The sequence below is a fragment of the Arthrobacter sp. N199823 genome (genome assembly GCF_002929705.1).
Lineage (GTDB): Bacteria > Actinomycetota > Actinomycetes > Actinomycetales > Micrococcaceae > Specibacter.
The window spans coordinates 688800-710157 of sequence record NZ_PJIN01000002.1 but is presented as its reverse complement, the minus strand read 5'-3'; the positions used below and the strand labels follow the sequence as shown (position 1 = coordinate 710157).

The 21358-nt window shown below is 57.0% G+C and carries 22 protein-coding genes; 12 read left to right on the top strand and 10 right to left on the bottom strand.

The genetic code is table 11. The annotated features are described in order from the left end of the window. The 7 genes from CXQ93_RS07135 to CXQ93_RS07105 form a co-directional block, all read left to right on the top strand. Positions 1-1005, top strand: a 1005-nt coding sequence (locus CXQ93_RS07135; protein ID WP_146073181.1) for an HAD-IC family P-type ATPase, incomplete at its 5' end; no start/stop codon positions are given. Between the two features lie 64 nt (positions 1006-1069). Next, on the top strand, positions 1070-1570 hold the full coding sequence (locus CXQ93_RS07130; protein WP_146073180.1) for a DUF6153 family protein: 501 nt from the start codon (positions 1070-1072) through the stop codon (positions 1568-1570). Positions 1571-1673: 103 nt separating this feature from the next. Next, the gene (locus CXQ93_RS07125) at positions 1674-2273 is read left to right on the top strand and encodes a DUF305 domain-containing protein (RefSeq protein WP_104109700.1); all 600 of its coding nucleotides are present in this window, start codon (positions 1674-1676) and stop codon (positions 2271-2273) included. Between the two features lie 94 nt (positions 2274-2367). Further along, positions 2368-3252: a F510_1955 family glycosylhydrolase gene (locus CXQ93_RS07120; RefSeq protein ID WP_104109699.1), complete on the top strand. Its 885-nt coding sequence runs from the start codon at positions 2368-2370 to the stop codon at positions 3250-3252. A gap of 286 nt (positions 3253-3538) precedes the next feature. Then, positions 3539-3772: an Abi family protein gene (locus CXQ93_RS07115; RefSeq protein WP_104109698.1), complete on the top strand. Its 234-nt coding sequence runs from the start codon at positions 3539-3541 to the stop codon at positions 3770-3772. A gap of 1335 nt (positions 3773-5107) precedes the next feature. Next, positions 5108-6295 (top strand): TerC family protein, encoded by a 1188-nt coding sequence (locus CXQ93_RS07110; protein WP_104109697.1) that lies wholly within the window; start codon positions 5108-5110, stop codon positions 6293-6295. A gap of 337 nt (positions 6296-6632) precedes the next feature. Continuing rightward, positions 6633-7208 (top strand): thymidylate kinase, encoded by a 576-nt coding sequence (locus CXQ93_RS07105; RefSeq protein WP_308470610.1) that lies wholly within the window; start codon positions 6633-6635, stop codon positions 7206-7208. A gap of 520 nt (positions 7209-7728) precedes the next feature. Here CXQ93_RS07105 and CXQ93_RS07100 read toward each other — a convergent pair. The 4 genes from CXQ93_RS07100 to CXQ93_RS07085 all read right to left on the bottom strand — a co-directional run bounded on the left by CXQ93_RS07100 (position 7729) and on the right by CXQ93_RS07085 (position 10675). Then, positions 7729-8427 carry a TrkA family potassium uptake protein gene (locus tag CXQ93_RS07100; RefSeq protein WP_258068662.1) on the bottom strand — a complete coding sequence of 233 codons (699 nt, stop codon included), beginning with the start codon at positions 8425-8427 and terminating at the stop codon, positions 7729-7731. Further along, positions 8420-9787, bottom strand: coding sequence for a potassium transporter TrkG (locus CXQ93_RS07095; protein WP_104109695.1), 1368 nt, complete (start codon positions 9785-9787; stop codon positions 8420-8422). Before CXQ93_RS07095 ends, CXQ93_RS07100 begins: the two co-directional genes overlap by 8 nt. A gap of 245 nt (positions 9788-10032) precedes the next feature. Continuing rightward, positions 10033-10353: a transcriptional regulator gene (locus CXQ93_RS07090; RefSeq protein ID WP_104109694.1), complete on the bottom strand. Its 321-nt coding sequence runs from the start codon at positions 10351-10353 to the stop codon at positions 10033-10035. After that, complete coding sequence (locus CXQ93_RS07085) at positions 10343-10675, bottom strand: hypothetical protein (protein WP_146073179.1); 333 nt, start codon at positions 10673-10675, stop codon at positions 10343-10345. The genes CXQ93_RS07090 and CXQ93_RS07085 overlap by 11 nt, the downstream gene beginning before the upstream one ends. Positions 10676-11164: 489 nt before the next feature. Between CXQ93_RS07085 and CXQ93_RS07080 the strand changes: the two genes are divergently transcribed. Continuing rightward, on the top strand, positions 11165-11653 hold the full coding sequence (locus tag CXQ93_RS07080; RefSeq protein WP_308470608.1) for a GNAT family protein: 489 nt from the start codon (positions 11165-11167) through the stop codon (positions 11651-11653). A gap of 202 nt (positions 11654-11855) precedes the next feature. On the opposite strand, the gene CXQ93_RS07075 is transcribed toward CXQ93_RS07080, so the two are convergent. Then, positions 11856-12587: a HEAT repeat domain-containing protein gene (locus CXQ93_RS07075; RefSeq protein ID WP_104109692.1), complete on the bottom strand. Its 732-nt coding sequence runs from the start codon at positions 12585-12587 to the stop codon at positions 11856-11858. Between the two features lie 276 nt (positions 12588-12863). Here CXQ93_RS07075 and CXQ93_RS07070 point away from each other — a divergent pair, with 276 nt between their 5' ends. From CXQ93_RS07070 to CXQ93_RS07050, 4 genes are all read left to right on the top strand, one after another. Next, complete coding sequence (locus tag CXQ93_RS07070) at positions 12864-13406, top strand: hypothetical protein (protein ID WP_104109691.1); 543 nt, start codon at positions 12864-12866, stop codon at positions 13404-13406. A 747-nt stretch (positions 13407-14153) separates the two neighbouring features. Then, positions 14154-14759, top strand: coding sequence for a hypothetical protein (locus CXQ93_RS07060; RefSeq protein WP_104109689.1), 606 nt, complete (start codon positions 14154-14156; stop codon positions 14757-14759). A gap of 691 nt (positions 14760-15450) precedes the next feature. Then, positions 15451-16038 carry a DinB family protein gene (locus tag CXQ93_RS07055; protein WP_104109688.1) on the top strand — a complete coding sequence of 196 codons (588 nt, stop codon included), beginning with the start codon at positions 15451-15453 and terminating at the stop codon, positions 16036-16038. A 522-nt stretch (positions 16039-16560) separates the two neighbouring features. Then, positions 16561-17169 (top strand): flavodoxin family protein, encoded by a 609-nt coding sequence (locus CXQ93_RS07050; protein WP_104109687.1) that lies wholly within the window; start codon positions 16561-16563, stop codon positions 17167-17169. Between the two features lie 578 nt (positions 17170-17747). Here the strand turns inward: CXQ93_RS07050 and CXQ93_RS07045 are convergent. From CXQ93_RS07045 to CXQ93_RS07025, 5 genes are all read right to left on the bottom strand, one after another. Further along, a complete protein-coding gene (locus tag CXQ93_RS07045) occupies positions 17748-18230 on the bottom strand; it encodes a hypothetical protein (protein WP_104109686.1) in 483 nt (160 codons plus the stop codon). A 552-nt stretch (positions 18231-18782) separates the two neighbouring features. Continuing rightward, on the bottom strand, positions 18783-19016 hold the full coding sequence (locus CXQ93_RS07040) for a CsbD family protein (RefSeq protein WP_104109685.1): 234 nt from the start codon (positions 19014-19016) through the stop codon (positions 18783-18785). A gap of 71 nt (positions 19017-19087) precedes the next feature. Next, positions 19088-19561, bottom strand: a complete 474-nt coding sequence (locus CXQ93_RS20615) for a hypothetical protein (RefSeq protein ID WP_181036079.1) — start codon at positions 19559-19561, stop codon at positions 19088-19090. A 96-nt stretch (positions 19562-19657) separates the two neighbouring features. Continuing rightward, positions 19658-19924: a Rho termination factor N-terminal domain-containing protein gene (locus CXQ93_RS07030; RefSeq protein WP_104109684.1), complete on the bottom strand. Its 267-nt coding sequence runs from the start codon at positions 19922-19924 to the stop codon at positions 19658-19660. A 41-nt stretch (positions 19925-19965) separates the two neighbouring features. After that, positions 19966-20529 carry a ferritin-like domain-containing protein gene (locus tag CXQ93_RS07025; RefSeq protein ID WP_104109683.1) on the bottom strand — a complete coding sequence of 188 codons (564 nt, stop codon included), beginning with the start codon at positions 20527-20529 and terminating at the stop codon, positions 19966-19968. Between the last annotated feature and the right edge of the window lie 829 nt (positions 20530-21358).

Below are 21358 nucleotides of genomic sequence, written 5' to 3'. Positions count from 1 at the left end.
AACCGCATGGCGCTTGAGCGGATGCGGACCATCGACGTCGTCCTCTTCGACAAGACCGGCACCCTCACCAAGGGCGAACCCGCCGTCACCGGCGTTGTTGCTGTCGACGGCGTCACAACAGATGAGCTGTTGGCCCTTGCGGCCGCTGTTGAATCGGACAGCGAACACCCCGTCGCCAGGGCGATCATCACCGCCGCCCAACAAACCGGCTATCCGGCTGTGGCCGCGTCGGGTTTCGAGTCCATGACCGGACGCGGCGTCCAGGCCACCGTCAACGGAACCAAGGCTGCAGTAGGCGGACCAGCCCTGCTCGCAGAACTCGGAGCATCAGAACCTGCCGGCATCACGGACACGACCACGTCCCGGAAGGAACGTGGCGCATCCATTTTGCACGTGATCAGGAACGGAGCCGTCATTGGAGCCGTCGCACTGGAAGATGAAGTCCGGGAGGAGTCCCGCCAAGCCATTGCGGCCCTGCAAAACCGTGGCATCAAGGTGGCCATGATCACCGGGGACGCCCGCCAAGTCGCCACAGCCGTAGCTGCTGAGCTGCACATCGATGAAGTCTTCGCCGAGGTCCTACCCCAGGACAAAGACCAGAAGGTCGCCGAGCTACAAGCCCGTGGAATGAAGGTGGCCATGGTCGGCGACGGTGTTAACGACGCCCCTGCCCTAGCCCGGGCCGAGGTTGGCATCGCCATCGGCGCCGGCACCGATGTCGCCATGGAATCGGCAGGGGTGGTGCTCGCCGGCAACGACCCCCGGGCCGTGTTGTCCATGGTCGACCTCTCCCAGGCCAGCTACCGAAAAATGTGGCAAAACCTCATCTGGGCCACCGGCTACAACATCATCTCCGTCCCCTTGGCCGCCGGGGTCCTGGCCTTCGCAGGAATCGTGCTCTCCCCCGCAGCCGGGGCAGTATTGATGTCACTGTCCACCATCGTGGTGGCACTCAACGCCCAACTGCTCCGCCGGCTCAAGCTCAACCCCGCCGACGTCCACTAATCCGCTCGCAGCCATCACCCAGATTGCGAACGTAGACTACACAACTACTCGAACAATCGGCCCGATGAACAGAAAGGACCCCACCATGCGCTTCCCCGTTAACACACCAACTGCGGGGTCCATCGTGCGCTGGGCCGGGTTGCTCGCCGTCGTGCTTGCCATTATTGGCGGCATCATGGGAATGCATATGGTCAATGGTGCACCAGCAGTCTCCTCGGCACACTCCGGCATGAGTGCCGCGATGATGGCACAGGCCATGACCAAGCACTCAAGCAGCACTGTCCACCTCGCTGCGGAATCCGACCACTCGACCGGTGCCTCCGCACTGGGACAAGTCAACGGCGTATCCGAATGCGGATGCTCCCCCGATGGCTGCGCCGACTCCATGGCCATGCACGGCGACTGCACGCCCACGGTCAGTTCCGCTGTGCTCCATGTTCCATTGCCTGGAACGCTCACCACCCATGCGCCCGGAACAGGATTCGCCGTCGTTGCGGGGTACAAGTCATCGGATCGCAGTCCCGATCCTCCATCACTTGAGAAACTCTCGATCAGCAGAACGTAAACCGATGATCGGCCCGTGGAACTTTCACGGGTGCTCATTGACGCGCCCTCGAACGGGTGCGACTGCCAAAATTCGAAGAGTTTGAGTGAAGGACTGTTTTGTTATGAAGAAATCACTGATCGTTTCCGCCACCATTGTTGCCGGCATGATCGCCCTAGCTGGTTGTTCCACAGGGACTGACGGCGGGTCCATGCCCGGCATGGACCACGGTTCCACGGCCACATCAACGCAATCGTCAGTCGCTGGCACTGAACACAATGCCGCTGACACGATGTTCGCCCAAATGATGATCCCCCACCACGTCCAAGCCGTGGAAATGAGCGACATCATGCTCACCAAGACCGGCCTCGACGCCAAGATCACGGCACTGGCTGAAGAAATCAAGGCCGCCCAAGACCCGGAAATCGCGAAGATGACCACCTGGCTGACCGGGTGGTCCGAACCGACCGCCATGGCAGGTGGCCACTCGATGAACGGCATGATGACCTCAGCCAACTTGGACAAACTCAACGCCGCCGAGGGCACAGAGGCGAGCAAGCTGTTCCTGACCCAGATGATCGCCCATCATGAAGGCGCCGTGAAGATGGCCCAAACCGAGATCACCGACGGCCATGACGCCGATGCTGTGACCCTGGCCAAGAGCATCGTTTCCTCCCAGGAGACCGAGATCAAGGCCATGCAGGACCTGCTCGCCACCCTGTAGGAACCGGCTCAGTCCATTTTTTCGGTGGTGGATCTGAAAGGTTTTGGATCCACCACCCTCCATCCTTTCTTCCCCTGTTTCTTTGGAGTCCCCTTTGCAACCCCGTACATCCCTTTTTCGTGCCCGCCGATTCGCCGTGGTGTCATTGTTAACACTCCCGCTGCTTCTGGCAGGATGCACCAATGCCGGGTCCCGAGCTGCTGAGCCGAGCCCGAAAGCCGCGGCCTTGAGTCATGTTCATGGCATCAGTGTGGACCCGGAATCCTCGAGGATCCTGCTGGCCACCCACGATGGTCTGTATGACGCCACCGGGGATCCTGCCGTCAAGATCAGTGACTCCACCATCGACCTGATGGGATTCACGGACACAGCCGAACCAAACGTTTTCTACGCCTCCGGCCACCCCGGCCCCGGGTCCTCGCTGCCGAACCCTGTCGGACTCATACGATCTGACGATGCCGGAAAGACCTGGGAGTCGATCTCCAGGGCTGGCGAGTCCGACTTTCACGCGCTCACCGTCAGTGGCCACACAATAGTGGCCTTCGACGGTCAGCTGCGCACAAGCACCAACGGGAAGACCTGGGCCACCTCAACGGCAACGTTTGTCCCTGCTGTCCTGGCCGGCAGTCCGGCCTCAACGGTCGTGTTGGCCACGACCGAGAAAGGGGTGCAGCGCTCCACCGATAGTGGAACAACCTGGCAAACGGTGCCGGAAAGCCCGATCATCCAATATGTGGCCATGGAAAGATCCTCCGGCACGGCCCCCACTGACGCCGTCGGCATCGCCCCGGACGGCAGCGTTTTCATCTCCCCCGACAACGGGCTGACATGGTCCAAGGCGGGACAGATCACTGGACAGGTTGAAGCCGTCACCGCCAACGAAAGCGACACAGGCGAGCTAACGATCTGGGCAGCCACGACCACCGGCGTGCAGGTCTCCACCGACGGCGGTATGACGTTCCGCCCGGCCACCACCTAGATTCGCAAATTCCTCACCTTCGAAGCACCCGCGGGGACGCTGCCGGCGACGAGTGACTCAAAAGTAATTTTCACAAATGCATTGGCCAGATCGGGCAACAAACGGGCGGATCACGTTCCCTACTATTCGAGGCGTCAACCGTGATAAATTAGTGTTAACACGACCGGTTCCGCCCCTAGGGGTCTAGGGCCGGTCTTTACTTTTCACCGCCGATGAGAGTAATTGGATGGATCCTAAACCGCACATAACCTATTTTGAACAACTGAACATCCTCAGGCGGTGAGGCATGCACATCGCCGACGATGCGTCAGGAATGGCACTTCTACAGCGGGCCGGCTACTACACGCCCATCGGCTATTCGTATTCATTTCGGGTGAAGGCACCCGGCGGCTCCCGAACCGGTCAGTTTCGCCCGGGAACGTCGCTAGCCCACGTTCATGCGCTGTGGGAATTCGACAACCGGATTCGCGCATCCACCTTTGCGGTACTCCAGCACTTGGAAACCTACCTTCGCGCCTAGATGGTGTATTCACTAGGCGCTGTTGACCCGCTGATTCATCGCAAGCCGGAACTCCTCTCGATCGACCGTTCCCAAGATCATCCAAAATGGCTCACCAAGCTTGACCGGCAAGTGGCAGACTCACGCGAAGAGTTCATCATTCACCACCGGAATTTCGGAGTAAAATGGCGAGTACGGACAGTGGCCCTGCACCCACGGATGTGGCGACCAATGAGCCTATTATCATCTGACTTCGCACTCCACATGAGCCTTCTAGAGACTCCCAAATCCGAACCACTCCCCTTTTACTCCCCCTCTTCAACCAATGGTCACCACAATCCTTGACATGCCACGGTCCCAAATCGTCCAGAATCCTCGGAAATACGGCAATTTTGACAGTCAACGACAACACGCAAAAACCGGATGACTAGTTTCTCTTCGTCGCTGGTTCGATTCCATTCCGGGGCACAAAAAGAGCCTCTGACCTGCGGTTATGCACCTCAGATCAGTGGCGGACGAAGCCGGCTCCTCTTTCGCTCCCCCAATTCTGCGAAATTTTGTCGCGATGCCGCTCCCCTTTTCCAGCTGAGCGAGAAGCCCCGTTCCGAAAAAATGGAGCACCAGATCGAGGGAACTCGCTGATTGCGCTCATCTGTGGGCCTCGGCACTCTGGCGCGTAGCGATGAGACCTACGATCGTCCAGCTCCCTACACTCAATGACGTCAGCAAACGCTTGAAGTTGCCTTCTGTTGTACGACGGCGAGGGACCGCCCAGTGCTGGACTGCGGCACCTGAAGCGTCATCCAACTATCTGAGGCGTATCTGAACTCGCGGCACCATTGGCAAACCCGGCCGCGGACGTAAGGGACTTTCAGGCACCCATGCGTTCTCAGATGGCACCAATGAGTTGGCCCTGTGAAGTCATTCGGTACTCCGCACAGCAGCTTGACTAGGTTTTTTGTATGTGCCTGTTACCGCCTCCGCCGGACGGATCACCGAGCAAGTCTTTTGGACACTCCCAGAGCCTCAAACTGAACAACCGCAGGTCAGGGCATCGTTTGTCTGTTAATGCCCCCGTACGGATGCCTATTGCCATTTCTTCCATCAACACTCTGCACACAGGAAGGTTGGTTCTCAGCGATTCCTTTGCGTATGATTCTTCCGTTTTCTGAGGCAACCTCAAGTTGTCGGAAAAATCGGATATGATGGTCAAAGCGTAGGGGAGTATCCCGTAGCGCTGAATCCGTCAACACGTAGGGCAATGATGCCCTGCCGGGTTCAGTGTCCGGCTTGTCAGTCAGCCGGTGGAGAGACTTGCGGCGATTATCGCTGCCCTCCTACCGAAAGATTAAAATCATGACTGTTTCACCCCTGATTTGGGGCATTACAATTGTTGTCATCCTTGCCCTGTTGGCCTTTGACTACTTCTTCCATATCCGCAAGGCACACATCCCCTCCCTGCGTGAAGCAGCCATCTGGTCCTCCATCTATGTAGGCTTGGCATTGGTCTTTGGTGTGGTGGTGTGGATCTTGGGCGGCGGGACCATGGGTGGCGAGTACTTCGCCGGGTACATCACGGAAAAAGCATTGAGCGTTGACAATCTCTTTGTTTTCCTGGTCATCATGGCCAGCTTCAAGGTTCCCCGCGAGGACCAGCAAAAGGTGCTGCTCTTCGGCATCGTCTTTGCCCTGATTGCCCGCACCGCCTTCATCTTCGCTGGTGCGGCACTGATCAACACCTGGTCTTGGATGTTTTACATCTTCGGCATCATCCTGCTTGTCACGGCCGGAAACCTGCTCAAGGGTGAGGACAGTGGTGGCGACGACGCGGACAACTTCATCATCAAGCTCGCCAAGCGCCTGTTCAAGACCTCGGAAAAGTACGACGGCGACAAGCTCGTGACAGTCGTCGACGGCCGAAAGGTCCTCACCCCGATGTTGCTGGTCATGGTCGCCATTGGTGGCACCGATCTGCTGTTCGCCCTAGACTCAATCCCGGCCATCTTCGGGCTGACGCAGAACGTTTACATTGTCTTCACGGCCACGGCGTTCTCACTGATGGGTCTGCGCCAGCTGTACTTCCTGCTGGACGGTTTGCTTGACCGTTTGATCTACCTCTCCTACGGCCTCGCCGCGATCCTGGCATTCATCGGCGTCAAGCTAGTCCTGCACGCACTGCATGAGAACAACCTGCCGTTCATCAACGGTGGCGAGCACGTGCCCGTCTTCGAGATTTCCACCGGCATGTCCCTGACGGTGATCATCGGCGTGCTGGCAGTCACCGTCATCGGATCCCTGGTCAGCAAGTCCGGCAAGGCACAGACGGCGCTCAACAACGCCCGCCGCCACGCCAGCAGCTACCTGGAACTCGAATACACGGCCGATACGGCCGAGCGTGAGCGCGTATACAACCTGCTCATGGACGAGGAAAAGGCCATCGCTGTCATGGAGACCAAGTACCGGGACAAGCACCCAGAATCAGAAGAGATCCTGGAACAAGTGGCGGAGGCACACCGCCAGCACACGGAGCACCTGGCCCGCTGAGACTGCCCCGGCGCCTCGCCCGGTCCCGGGCGGGGCGCCGACCTCGGTACGTCAGGCATTCTCTTCGAGCTCGGGACGGTTGAGTCGCCCGAGGCTCAATCTTCCCAGACAACAATTCCGTCTACTGACGGGACAAGTTCGCATGAGAGCCCTGAACCACCGAGCATCAGCTCAACCGATGCTGCTTCAAAACGGAGGCTAGCCAATCGTCACCAGAAAACTAGAGCTGTCCCGTATGTGGTTCCTTCCGGTGGCCACTTCGCCTTGCTGAAAGCGCCGGGGCCAGATGCGGGCTGGAACACCCCATTAAGGAGAAATAGTTTACTAGCTGGTTATTTTGACAGGGATTGATGGTTCAGGAAAAACAACGGCCGCACGGGCGATGGTTACTGCCGCCCTACGGGATGGCAAGGGCGCGCTCCTACTCCGGAACTACGCGGGCCGCCGCCGGATGTCCCTAGTGAGCGCACGGTACGGGATACAGTTCCCTGCACATTTGGCTGATGCCGTGGAGACGTTAATCCGCAGTGTGAATGTGCTGATTTCCCATACCAAGACCCGGAAGTATCCGGGCCTGATCATCATGGACCGTCACCTGCACTGCCAGCTGGCGTTGCGCCAGGCGCGGGGCCTTCCCAGGGGACGTTTCCTTCCCTTTCTCCTCAGGAAACTTCCAAAACCCGACCTGATCATCCACCTCGTCATCGACCCTGAAGATGCGCACCGCAGGATCTTGGCACGCGGCACGGACGTGGAAACACTCGATGATCTCAACTCATTCCGGACTGCTTACCGTTCGCTTCCCGAATACGCGCACTTCACCGAGCTGAACTCCGGTGGTACACCCGCCGAAGTGCTCTCCAAGCTACGCCTCGCCATCGCCAACGCCGGCAGCAGCCGAGGCAAAGACTAATCCTGACCGGATAGACCTCAGAGCAGAGTCAGGAGGGTCCTCTCAGGCGCTAGAATGCTTCGTTACGGGCACGTTGAAACTTGTCCTGTTACTTGCCTTTCGTCACTTTCTCGGCAAAGGCGGCAGCACTATCAACAACCATGCCACCAGTCTGTCTGGCCTTGGGACTTTGAAGCGCGCTTCTTACCTTCGGGTTCCGAGCAAATCCCCCTCATGATCCTGCTGGATCTACCCAGACCTGCCATGAGAACCACTCCTCCAGTTAACGGTCATGCGATCCCTTTTGCGGTGGCCCCCAAAGAGAAGCGGCACACCCCAAGCTGGGCTCCGCTCTGTCGTGGATCGCATCGATAAACCACGCGTTCTTTCAGAATCGGCTTGACGTTCTGATCCCATCCCCTACTTAAACAGGGCAGCTACGTGTCTCGTTATTTTCGGAGGAACACCATTCCTGGTCGAGTCAGACACCTTACCTGTGAAGTTTTCGATCCCCCCGGGTAGAGACAAGGGTTGGACGCTTTCAGAGCAGTGCTGCGAAGCGTTCCGCGGCGGAGGTCGTCCCGGCGACGATAATCTGGTCGTCCTCGTGCAGCACGGTTTGGGTAGTGGTGTAGTCCCATTCCTGGTCATGCCTTTTCACGGCCACAATGGTGACGTTGTGTCGGGCTCGGATCCCTGTTTCCCCGAGCGCCTTGTTCACTGCTTCCTTGGGCGGCCGGGTTTTGACCATCGCGAAGCCGTCTTCGAACTCGACGTAGTCGAGCATGGCGCCGCGAACCAAGTGTGCCACCCGGCGTCCCATGTCCTGCTCGGGATGGATTACGTGCTCGACCCCGAGTTGCTCCAGGATCTGGCCGTGGGCGACGCTGACGGCTTTGGCCCAGATCGCGGGCTTGTTGAAGCGCAACAAGGCGGAGGTGGTCAGGATGCTGGCCTCGAGGTCGCTGCCGATGCCGACCACGGCTCGATCGAATTCGTGCACGGAGAGCTGGCGCAGTACCTCCTCCTTGGTGGAGTCGGCGCGTACTACGTGGGTCAAGAGCCCATTGAACGATTGGACGATGTCTTCGTCGTTATCGATTCCCAGCACTTCGGTCCCCGCGGATGCCAGTTCGAGGGCCAGTGCGCCGCCGAAGCGCCCGAGGCCGATGACGACCACCGAGTTGGCGTCGGCAATGTGTTCCATGGACTTGGGGCTGAACAGATGGTGCTTAGCCAATGAGTGGCCTTTCTTTCGGGAATTCGTACATCATGGGACGGGTACGTAACGCCAGTGCGGAGGCCAGAGTCACCGGCCCCAGTCGTCCGATGAACATGAGAAATACCAGCATCAGTTGTCCGGCAGGTGGCAGCGAGGCGGTGATGCCGGTGGATAGGCCCACGGTAGCGAAGGCGGAGATTGTTTCAAATAGTAGCCGGTCAAGGCCAAAGTCTGTCATCAGCATTAGGACCATGGTGGAGCCGATGATTAGGGCCACGGCCAACAGTACAATCGTGATGGCTTGGCGGTGGACAGCGCGGGAGAGCCGTTTGCCGAAAATGTTCACGGCGGTGCCGCCCTGGACCTCGGTGAGCAGGATGAAAAATAGGACGGCAAATGTGGTGATCTTCAATCCGCCCGCGGTGCCGGCCGGACCGCCACCAATGAACATGAGGACGTCCATGCCCAGCCAGGTTGCCGGATCCATTTGTCCGATGTCCACGGAATTGAAGCCCGCGGTTCGGGTGATAACCGACTGGAAGAACCCCGCCAACAACTTGTCCGCCGTCGAAAGCACGCCGAGGGTCTTGGGGTTGGACCATTCCAAGGCGCAGATGAACGCGGTGCCTCCGGCCAGCAGGCCCACCGTTCCGTAGAGGACCAGTTTGGTGTTCATCGTCCAGTGCAGCGGCCTGCGGTAATGGCGCCCAAGTTCGAACAGCACCGGAAAGCCCACGCCGCCAACGATGATGGCCGCGGCGATCGGCAGGCAAATCCACGGGTCTCCCACGTAACCCATCAGGTTGTCGCTGAAGAGCGCGAAACCGGCATTGTTGAACGCCGAAATGGAGTGGAAGAATCCCAGCCACAGGGAGTGGCCCCAAGGGTTGCCCAGCCCCACGGCGAAGCGCAGGGTCAGAAGTAGCGCCACGATTAGTTCGGTGGCCACCGTGATGCGCAGGACGCCCAGCAGTACCGAGCGCACGTCGCCGAAGCCGGTGCTCTTAGTTTCCGCCGCGGCCTGGATGCGAGACTTGAGTCCCAACCGTCTGGCCATCAGCACGCCGAGCAGCGAAGCGAAGGACATGATGCCTAAACCGCCGATCTGGATCAGCGCCAAGATCACCACCTGCCCGAACGGCGTCCAGTAAGTGGCGGTGTCAACGATCGCCAGCCCCGTCACGCAGACGGCCGAGGTGGCGGTGAAAAGGGCCTCGAGGAGATTGGCACCTCCGGCGCCGGTCTTTGCGATTGGAAGCATCAGCACCAATGTTCCGACCACGATGGCGACCCCGAAACCAGCTGCTATCGCCTGTGCCGGATGGTGGGGAAGAACCGCCCGTCCAACGGCGCTGACTCTACTAACTACGACATGCATAAGTCATAGAGTAGACGCTGAAAATGAAAACCCAACTATTGGCCGCGAACCTTCGCGAGACTGTGAAGAGTGCGTCTCTCACGGTTCCGCTTGGGGACGAGAAATCGCAGTGCAGACGACTTTGGATAATCAGTACAGCCGCCTTCGGAAAACGACACTTTGACGATGCTCAGAGGAAATCTAGCCTCACTAAACCATGTGCCAGAGGGACGTTTACATGGCCATACATGGCGATCAAGGATGCACTATAGGGTGAAGATATCGACGCCAGTCGCGATCTGCCGCAATGCTCGAATATGGTCGTCAAAGACACCTCTTCCGTCGCCTGTGAGACGAAGCCATGTCAGTCGCCGCGCGTCCGTCCGTGTCGAAGAGGCGATCTTTTTTGAGCTCACAAAGCCTGCCGTGACGAGCACTTTAAGGTGCTTCGATAAGGCGGCGTCACTGATGCCGAGGGTGTCTCGGAGTACGGCAAAGTCGAGTTCATCAACGGCGCGCAGCAGACCGCAGATCCGCAGTCGTATCGGCTCATGAACAAGTTCGTTGAAAGTTCCTTCAGTCGACATTGCTGACGCGTCCTCGCATGGACGATGCTCCCAGCAGGGCAAGACCCGTTGCGGCCAAGAAGCCAGCGATCACGGAGGCCATGATCCACCAAGGGAACCCGCCGGCGGCAAGTCCCAATGAGACGCTGAAACAGAACAGGGTGGTCACAATGGCAAGAGCGAAAAGTGCACCTTCACAGAGTCGAAACCCGAGTAGCTTAATCCCAGTCACCCGCTGATAGCCGAGCACTAGGAAGATACTCATCATGACGAGGGAGGTCAATACAAACCCTCGGTTGAACGATTCCGGCAAGGCCGGAGTTGAGATGAAGAGCGCAGCCAATGCACCGAGACCAGGGGCGAACCACCTGGGTTCTCGTAGGCGCTTAGCTAGGCACGCGCGGTCAGACTCAAGACTACTTAGAAGTATGGCGGCATTGTTCCGCTGGTCCGGTCGACCGGAAGGCAAGTTGTTTTCCATAGAGGCAAGTCTCTGAGTTACTTTCCTTTGGAGCAAGTGAAGTGCGCGCGCCAGACTATGCCAGGTGAAAGCAGTTGGCATAGGGCATCAAAGTCGACTGTTGCATTTTCATTTCAAGCACCGTCCCGCAGAAGGTTCCCCCAAACGGAAGTCTAGATATGGACATTTTCGTGGCTCGGAAGCTTGCCCGCCGAGTTTGTTCAATGATCGACGAGCGGATGTTCGGTCGGGCCAGACTCAGGAAATGAATTTTACCGACGCCTCATTGCTGGAAAGCCAGTTCGTTCGACTCGAACCCCTTTCCGCGACTCACCATGAGGACCTTGCGGCCGCGGTTGAAACCGATGAACTGTGGAGGACCTGGTACACACATATCCCCTCTCCCTCGACGATGGAGGGGAAATTGAACGTCGGCTTAACTTGCACACCGAGGGTCGGATTGTTCCCTGGGCGATCATCGACCCGGTCACTTCACGCGCGGTTGGAATGACCACGTATTTGAATCTCGAACCAGCGAACCGACGTTTGGAAATCGGGTCAACTTGGATCGGGTCGAAGGCCCAAAGGACGGGGATCAACGCCGCTGCCAAGATGCTTTTACTTCAGCGAGCGTTTGAGGAACTGGGTTGCATTGCCATGGAGTTCCGCGCTCATTGGCACAACCACCAATCCCGCCGCGCGATCGAGCGGCTTGGTGCCAAACAAGATGGCATTCTGCGCAATCACACGATCTTCGAGAATGGCACCGTTCGCGACACTGTGGTGTTCTCCGTAGTTGAAGCCGAATGGCCAACTGTGAAATTCGGGCTGGTCGAAAGACTTGGCGCTCTCCAAAGGTAGCCTCATCATGTGGCGCAACGGCCGTGTGATGAGTCCCGTAGAGGCTTCCCCTGTGGACAGCACCATTGGCGTTGCTACTACTCTTGTTTTGAGCGGTCCAGTCGACCGGAGCTGGACCGGCTTAAGGAACAGTTGGCATAGCTGTCTCCGGAATGTCCGCTTGGCGAACCTGAACGCACGAATGTGGAAAAATCTGGGACACCTACATCGCGGGTTGTTTGACTGCCAACGTCAGTGAGCGCTGCGCTTCCTGGCGTATTACCGGTATCGCACCATCATCAATGACTTCGCGGAGGATCGCCAGGTTATCTGGATGGTTGAAACTCTCCAAGGCACGCACGATCTTCCACTGCATTAGCTTGTCATCCAGGCTGCCGTGGAGCCTGTCGATCAGCGCGCGCAGTGCAGCCCGTCGATCCGTTGGCGTCATTGACGAATAGAAGCACATGAAGCCAACCGCATCGATGACCTCTAACACTTGAACCCGTGCTCCCTCATGAATAGAAGTGGTCAAAATTGGCAGGATCGTAGGGTCCATTCGGGCAAGAACTCGCGCCACAATGTCTCGTGGAAGCGGATAGCTAGACTTCTTGAACGCCTCGAGGGATGGCTGTCTGTGTTGATTCCTGCCGATCGTACCGAGCAACGGAATGAGAATATGCGCGGTTTCTTCTCCGCCGGTTTGGAGTGCGTCACAGAGCTCGATCTTGGTGTAAAGCTTGGTTTCCCGTGTGAGTCGCTCCGCAAAAATTCGGTTCACCGAAACACCCGATTGTGCCGTCTGTGAGAGCAGGCGAATGGCCGCGGATCGTTCAACGGCATCTCCGGATTCCAGCTGTCGAATCAGGTCCGTCGTCGACAGATGGCCGAATGCGTCAACATCTTCGGCGCTCAGGAATCCACGACTACGTAATTGACTTATCTGGCTCTTCATTTGCCCGCCACTATATCTTGAACAAGTCTCATGAACGGCTGTCCCGCAGAGCTGTTCCCGTTTCGGGGGTTTTGTTTTATCCCAGAGGGGCGGGGAGGCAGCCAGACAACTCCGGTCCTCACGCTGGGACGGGCGTCAGGTACCTCCGTCCCTGCATAAGCAAACAAAGCTAAACTGAACTGAATCACGGCCTGATGCTGGTGCGGTTCTGGGAACGACGAGCGCCAGAAAAGGGCCAGGAGATTGGCTACCCTCCACGGAAAGTTTGGTCGAGATATGAGGGAATGGCTCTGGCAGCACAGGATGGCCGTCATTCCGCTGGTCATCGTCCTGATGGCTTTGGTGACACTTCTCGCATACAGGGCCAGCGGAAACACCTGGTCCTTTGGGCTCTTCTCAACTCTGTTCAATCTCATATGGTGGGGCGGACTGTATTACCTGTACGCGAGAGAAGCTAGGAAACGGAAAACCGCCTTGGAAAAGCGGGGCATCTTCGTCTACCTAAGGTATCCGGGTTCCCGCCCAGGGGCGTTGCAGGACATGTGGGCCGGCGGAACTGCAGCCTGTCAGCCACATCAAATCCGGTTCCAAGAGGTCATGTCCGGCTCCGAAGTCTCCCTGGGCAGGCCGACAACATTGGACGTCGTCAGCGTCCCCGGCCCTCCAGAGCGCGTCTCTGGTGGCAAGGCGGGTCACCTACCTCCGGGTTTGATGGTCCTGACACTGACCCTGCCCCATGGCACCGTGGAAATCGCCGCTGAACCTTTGGCTCTAGAAAAGCTGAAACAACAAGTGTTCCATGGTGGCCCTGTAGCCTAATCCTGGCCTGGACAGACGTGAAGCCCAAAGAAGTGACATTTTTCGATGAGACCATGACAGAGTGTCCTGCAGAACGTTCCAGCAACGGCCACAGTCCGCAACACATACTCTGTAGGTACAGCGAACAAAATGACTGGAATACTGCATGAGAGCCTTCTTCGACTTCATTGGAATCACCCGTCCAAAAGGGCAACCATCATGGCTCACGTGCCTCGTGGTCTGGACCCGTCAGCGCCTCGCCCGCTGAAGGTTCCCGAACTGGCAATGAAGCCGTATTTGCAGAACTTATGAGACTGAACTTGTGGGTCTAGCGCGGTTGAACCGGACTACTGCATGATCAGCCAGAATCGATAAGAGCATCCCAAAGCCGACAATAAGAAATGCTGCAAGCAGTCCGAGCATGACACCAAACGTGCTTGAGCTACGTAGGTTTTCGAAAGTCGCCGCGGACACCTCGGCTGTGAAATTGGCCCAGAGTGCTGACCAAATGATCCACCCGACACCCATACCCAAGCATCCTGCCACAAACCTGATCGAGCCCCGGATCGCCAACGCACTCATTTTTCGCATTTCCCTCCTCCTCAGTTGGTTCAAAGAGTACCCGGCTTACCGAAGTCTGAATGCAATCCCCGTCCCATATACCGTTCCTCAATGGACCCGTGGTGGTCGTGCAGTGAACATGACGATCCTGTGCGGGGAATTTCAAACACTCCACCTGTTCTGCCGCTGCTGTGGATAATGGTGCGTATGAAAGAGACCGAAGAGCGTCCGCGTTTCATCCGTACGCGAGGCATTCAACGCGTGTGGGACCCTCGGGTGTGGGGCACAATCATCGGGGCAGCCGGATCGACAGTGTTCGTATTGGCCTACCGTGGGGAGTTAGAGACCCCGTGGACCGTGGTGGCCGTCATTATTTGGGCAGTGGCGCTATTGGCATACATCATCTTGGTGTTTCTCACACCGAGAGTCTTCACCCAGATCAATCGGGTAGGGGCCAAGAGCGGAGTCATCTATCTAGGCAGTGTCGTCGGAATGCTCCTGCTGATCCGGCTCGGCACCCTGGTTCTGGAGAACGCCGACAAGACCGGGCTGCGGCCGGCCTTGATCGTGGTGGCCGTCGGACTGCATTTCCTTCCCTTCGCCGCGGCCTTCCATACACCCATGTTTACGCCATTGGGAGTGATTATGGTGGTCCTGGGTGCAGCAGGATTGGTCCTGGGCTGGTTCTGGGACCCGCGAGCCGCAGCAGCTATGGCTGTATTCAGCGGAGTCTTGATGCTTTCCATCATCGCAGGCGATGCCGCCCACCCCAGAGCACAACCCGCCACCGCTAAGTCGAGTCAGGCTCAGTAGCATCCAGCGGATAACGGCATAAACCTGGGGCTGGTGAACTGGCCTGCAACCTCGCATGAACGCGGCTCCCTGACGCGACCATGGGTGGTTCCGCCGCCGTGACCTTCTCGGATTCCAGTGGTCACCGCTACCAGTTCGTCTTGTCCAACCGCTAGGATGCCGATCTGGTGGCAGAAGCACTCCTTGGCTGATCCTCACGTCGCCACGGAATACATCATCAGGTAAAGCGACATTGGCGTTTACACATGCCTATCCCGCAGAGGGGTCCTTATTTGGTGCGGATGGCCGGTTGGAATGGGCTCTTGCACAGTTGCTAGCGCAGCCCACGACCAGCCCGGTTTTGGAAATTTGATCCGATGCCTGTTTACGGGCGGCCCGATGTGCCATTGGTTAATGTTTGTTGCCTACGTTTGGACAACTTGGTCAGTGTGAAACTTACGACCAGCCCTAGGACAACCGCCACAGTCCAACGAATCAGCATAGGAATATCTGTGGATACGTCCAATGCGATGTTTGTGGCAAGGATGACAACGATACTCGCGATAACGATCAGGTTGGGACGCATGTAGTCGAGGATGTCAGTTCAACCGCTTTGAGGTCAACTAGCACCGTCTCGCATGAGGTTACTCTCCGGACAGGCGAGGGCTGTGCGGATGGGTACTGAGAATGACAGCAATATTAGACTCAGTTCATGCCAATTGATAAAAACGCCAGCGGGGCACAGCTTCGTGAATATCTGAACGATGCCCGCGAAGCAATCTTGTGGAAATGTGAGGGCTTGAGTGATGCCCAAGCACGTACTCCTTTGACTCCAACAGGCACCCATGTCATGGGCCTACTTCTCCATCTGGCCGTCACTGAATCCGAATATTTCATTGCATGTCTTGGACGGGAAATTGAGAACCCCGTCATCCGGGACATCATCGCAGCAGAGGACGCTCAGGCAGACTTCCTCCCGCCGCCAAATATGGCGCTTGTCGATGCGGTTAATATCTATCGAGAGACAACCGCCGCAGCCGATGCAGTACTCGACGAATTGGAACTGGATTCCCCGGCCGTGGTGCCGTGGTGGATAAAGCATCGGCACACCACGGTGGAACGCCTCCTGGTGCACATGATCGCCGAGTCTCACCGTCATGCCGGACACTTGGATATCGTGCGCGAGCAGTTAGACGGCTTCATCGGTTTGCGCCCATCCGCACCGAACATTCCAGACCTCACGCCCGATCAGTGGAAAGAGCAGCGTCTGCGGATAAAAGAGCTAGCCGACAGGGCATAGCCAAAGCATCAGCCGGCCCGGAGAAGGTTCCCCTTATGGGAAACCCGACACCCTAGACTCCAATCAAAAAGGTTCCCGCAGACATCCATTGACACCAACGACGCACGCCAGCGCGCTCAAAACGGCGAATAGTGAGCGATCGGCTAACGCATTTCCCCATCGGCGATATATCTAGCAATATCGCTACATGAGAATCTGATTGTTCGATCTCAGAGGTTACCAACGCACTAGGCTGCCGGGGCTCGCGAAGAATTGGCTCCGGCGTGACATTTGTCGAGAATACTCTGAATTTCCGTTTTGGCCCGCCCTCTCGTTCCCAAGCGACGCATCCGACTCCGCTTTTTAGCGAGCAATGGCCGGAAGCCTCGTTGCATGATGTACTGCTAATAGACCGAACCAGAAGTACCTGGGAGGGTTGAGTCGCGTGCTACAGGATCGTCATTGCAGACGCCTGAGAGGTTTTTCTGCACAGTGACGCGCGTGTGGTTTTGCTGCTCCTCAGCGATCTCGAAGGGAACATTCATGACCGACTTGTCAGCTATTGCCATCGTCTGCAGTCTCACACCTTCTCCGGAACCTTCAAGCAGCGAGGTTTTGGCACGCCAGGTTTTAGCCGACCTAGAAAAACACGGCGTCACAACAGCGTCCCTGCGCATTGTCGATCACGAGATCAAGCCAGGGGTGAAGGTCGATATGGGCGATGGAGATGAATGGCCTACCATTCGGGCAAGTATCCTTGCCGCTGACATCGTTGTCTTGGCCACACCTATTTGGATGGGACATCCCTGCAGCCTTGCACAGCAGGTATTGGAAAGGCTCGACGCCGACTTATCCGAGACTGATGATCAAGGGCGGCCCATCATGTTCGGGAAGGTAGCTATCGTCGCCGTCGTAGGAAATGAGGACGGCGCGCACAACGTTATCGCCGACATGATGCAGGGCATGAACGACGTCGGTTTCACTTTTCCAGCGCAGGGATCGACGTACTGGGTGGGTGAAGCTATGCAGACAATGGACTACAAAGACCTAGACACTATTCCCGAGGCAGTAGCCTCTGCCACGGCGGTGCTTTCTCGCAATGCCGCGCACTTGGCACGCGTGTTCCGTAACGAAAACTATCCGTCCGCGTAGGCTGGCATCACCGAGCAGCGCATGGTTCCATCTCACCCCAAAGCGTCTCCGACACGTTGACATCCGAGATGCGGTAAGCAGCGGAGCCACGAAATCTTGATTCGCCCGTGCCAGTGCAGAAACGATGCAAGTAGGGCTGCGAGATGTTTGAGTGCCAGCCCTGCCATTTGATCTCCAAAATCGATGGATTGACCCGGCTACATCGTTGGCCCACTCCCGCCAAATTGACAAAGAGGTTGCCGTGAAGATCCGCTAGGTCATCCTCCCTGGACTATACAGCCACCAAGGGTTGGTGAAACTGGCGAATGATTTTCTTATCCGCCCGCTCAACACCTGCATGAATGGCAAGACCGGCGAGGTAGTCTTCCAAAATGCATCGTCGCCATCGGACTGATCATGATCCCAACAGTTCAAGGCTAGGTTGCAGACAGGAGCCTTATAACTAGTAGACGAAATCTCTACCCAATTCCGGCCCCTAGGCGTAGTAGCACGGGTGTGGGTTCTCAGACTCATTACTCGGGTACATCGCTGTGCTTTCCCGCAAATTGTCGACATGCCTCGATCAATCCACAGCCAGATCAGCCGGAGGGATCGGTGTCGTTCGAGAGCTGGTCGTCTGCTGGAACTGCTTCATGATGGGCTCGTCCATGGGTCCTGCGTTCCTCCTTCATCTCTGCCTCGAACAAGTGGCGTTTACCATCGGCAAGTACTTCTCGGGCCTGTTTCTCGGCCTCCTTGAACTCGGCATAGTACCCGTCGTCATAGTCTTCAACGATCTGGAACGTCCAGCGCCCGCTGATGACGTTCCTGCCAACGATCCGCTGCTCGATGTTCTTCGCTAGTTCATGATGTCCCGCGTCGTGAAGCATTCTCACGGCATCGCCCAGGGTCAAGTCGGCTTTGCCGGTCAGTCGGTGAAAGCCGTAGAGGAGGCCTCGCGCGTGCTCGACGACTTCGAGGGCCTCAGAGAGTTTCCCTAAGGCTTTCACGGTGGCGTCAGTCACCTCTTCACCGCGTTGATGATGTGCGTCAGGTCCGTCGTGCTTGGCCGCAGTTCCCATAATTCACAGCATAGAGGCACTTCGGCCTCTTCCCATGACTGGGGGTTCAATTTTCCTGCGAAAAGGTTCATGATGAGTGAACCATTCCTGATCTCTCACAGATGAATACGTCAATCAGGATGTCAGATAGTTCGGAACGCCAGTTAGAAAGCCAACCCTTTCCCATGAAGCAGAGAGCCCACAAGGTGGCTCAAGGTGGCTAATGCTCAGCAACTCCCGAAGATGAAATTCCTTCGCCCATAGCTTCACATCGGGCCAAGAACGCCGGGATGGAGAACAAACCCAACCGGCCGTGACGAATCCCGAGAAGAGCAGGCAGCAGAGGCTCGCGATCCACTCTTGGAACCACTGGGGATTCCTCTGTTGGTCAGAGAACGGAGCCGCCCGTTGCAAAGGAAGATCTTGAGGACTCCCAACTCAAAGAACCACAGGACTGATTCCTGTAACCAAATCAGCTCTTCAACGTGTCACCAGACAGAGGACAAGCCATGACGAATGTAGACGAGGAGGGCAGGCTCCCGCACCCTCCTCGTCTACGCCTTGTCGTGGTCCCTATTCGTTGTGATTGACGGAGGCTCCGCCCTCGGTGTCATCGGTATGGAGCTCGGTTGCATCTTCTTTCAGGTGCGCCTTGGTGTCTGCCAGCTTGTCTTTCGCTGCACCCTTGGCCTGATCGAGCTTTCCTTCAACCACCTTGGCATTGTCATCGGTGGCCTTCCCCACGGTTTCCTTGACCTTTCCTACGACTTTGTCTTTTGCTGCATCAAATTTATCGGAGATACCCATTGCATTCCTCCTGTTGAGTGTGGTTTCTTCTTCCGCGGAAGTAGCCCTCTGGACTGCTCCCAAGAGTTGTGTCAGTTCTTGGTGGGATTTGCGTCTTCGACGTAGGTCTTTCCCTCTTCAGTGGTAAAGATTAGAAGGTCAGGATCCACCTGCTTGTCCAGTGCCTCCATGGCGCGGCGGGTGGGTGGTTCATCAATGGTCGAGCGTTCTGCATCCCCGTACACGGCACCGAGTCCTTTGGAGTCCTCTGTCGCATCTCCTGGGGGGATTATCTCTCCGTGTCCGCGAGAATTTTCCGCCTCCGGCACGGTGCTTTGCCCCATCTCTGCGAAGGTGTGCAACCCTACACGGTGCCAACTGACCTTGACAGTGGCCGATCCGTCGGCCAGAGTCTCCACGGCCGTTTCAATTTCAGATTCCGGCGCACCCATCGCGCGCAGTTTGTCTTGGTAGGAGCTGAGCTGTTCTGCGAGCGACTCGGGGGTCCATTCCCCGTCGGCCATGCGTGTGGATATTTCCACCGGTTCATTAGTATTGTCGTTCATCTCGTCCTCCTATTTCATAACATATGGCTATTTGGTACGGCTTGGGGCTGTGCCTTCCGCTCCCTACAACGTTCAGAACCAGACTCTTCGCATCAATCAGGAATTGCGCAATGAGTGGATCAGTTCATCCTTACGCTGCTTCGAATATCCAGTCAGCCCAATCTCCTTGGCTTTTTCCTTCAGTTCAGGCACTGTCCAGTCCTCATAGTCTTTGGACTTTCCGCCTTTCCTTCCTACAGCAGATCTGCCTCGTTTAGCGGCTGCATTTGAAATTCTGGCAGCCTTTTGCTCAGAGGCACCATCATCCCGAAGCGCCCGATACATCTCTGGATCCTTCAAACTGGGATTCTTGTCCTCAGGCATTTTCCTGTCCTTCTCCCTCTGTTAGCAAATAACATTCCTGGCTAAATGCTCCCCGGCGGAAGGTAGGGAGGTATCACGATCGCAGGTTTAGGGTCTGCGGCTGATTCTTCCTGGGCTGCAGCATCTTCACGGGCAACTAATTCGAACGCCGCCTTGATCTTCTCGATGGCTGCCTTTGCGTGATTCAGGTTTTGAGTCAACAACTCAGCGATCCCGGCACTGCCCTTGGCACGGGCTTGGATGACAAGGGATTCATAGATGGCCATCTCATAGTGCACTACCTCTAATCCACCGCCCAGCAAGACGCCATCAAGAACTGTGTTGTCGGTTTTGGTGATAAGGGATCGAAGTTCCTTGGCCAATCCCTTGGTGGCGGGTGAAGGCGCCTGATTGGCCTCGACACCAAGAAGCCTAAAGCTCTGTAACAAATTTTCAATTTGCTGGCGTGTTTCATGAGCATGATCACGGAACAGATCCTGCACGTCGCTGCGCAGTGCGACTTTTTCCATCGCGTCGTGCATGTCCAAGGAATCGTATTCCATGCTCAGAGCTACTTCCAGCTTGTATTGGAAGACCTCGTCTGCAGTGTTGAAGTGTTCAAACATCGTTTAACCTCCGCATTCGCATCGGGAAACTTAGTTACCTCTTATCGGTTCGACGAAGCACCTTAACGCCTTTTTGCGCGGAGACTTCAAGTCCACCGAGTCGACCACGCAATGATGCCTGCTTCGTCTACCACTTCGACTGTAGCGAGGACCGGCGAAAAAATCCATGACCCAAAAGCCACCCGACACCACGTGCCGTCCTCATCGTCGATGCCACACTGTCGCGACAATACTCCAAGCGATCTCTAGGGCTCCCTAGCGGAGTTCTGGGAGTTCACGTGGTGGCCGCCACGACAGACGATGGCTATAAGGATGCTGTTTCTCAGTTGCCGTTCTGTGAAAACCCATGGTCCAACGGACTCTGGTGACCGGATTCAACCCTTGGACACTCCCTCGCGGATTCTCTCAGTCTGGTGAAATCTTCCGCTCCGCACCCCTCACTGGCGCATCTCACCCTGGCGTGCCCCGTTGCTGGGGAATAGGCATCCCTAAACTGCGACTAGCTGCCCACTTTATGGTTCAGGATCCAGCGCTGATGGTCTTGTCCCCAGGTTCCCAGGCACAATGCAGGGCGCTATGACAGGGATTATTTGAACTATGGACGCGTCCCAGCTAGCTCGATAGCATGGAAAACAGCGGCCATCGTTCAGGACGGCTGGCGCTTTGCCAAGTCCCGTCAGCATCGGGCCACGAACCTGAGAATTCAACGAGAGGTATCAGAGATGATTGAGCACCAGCCCACACAGCCACAGCCCGTAGTCCCAGACCCCCTCCCGGCAGATCCTGGACCGAACTCCCCCATAGATCCCACTACGCCCACCGATCCGCA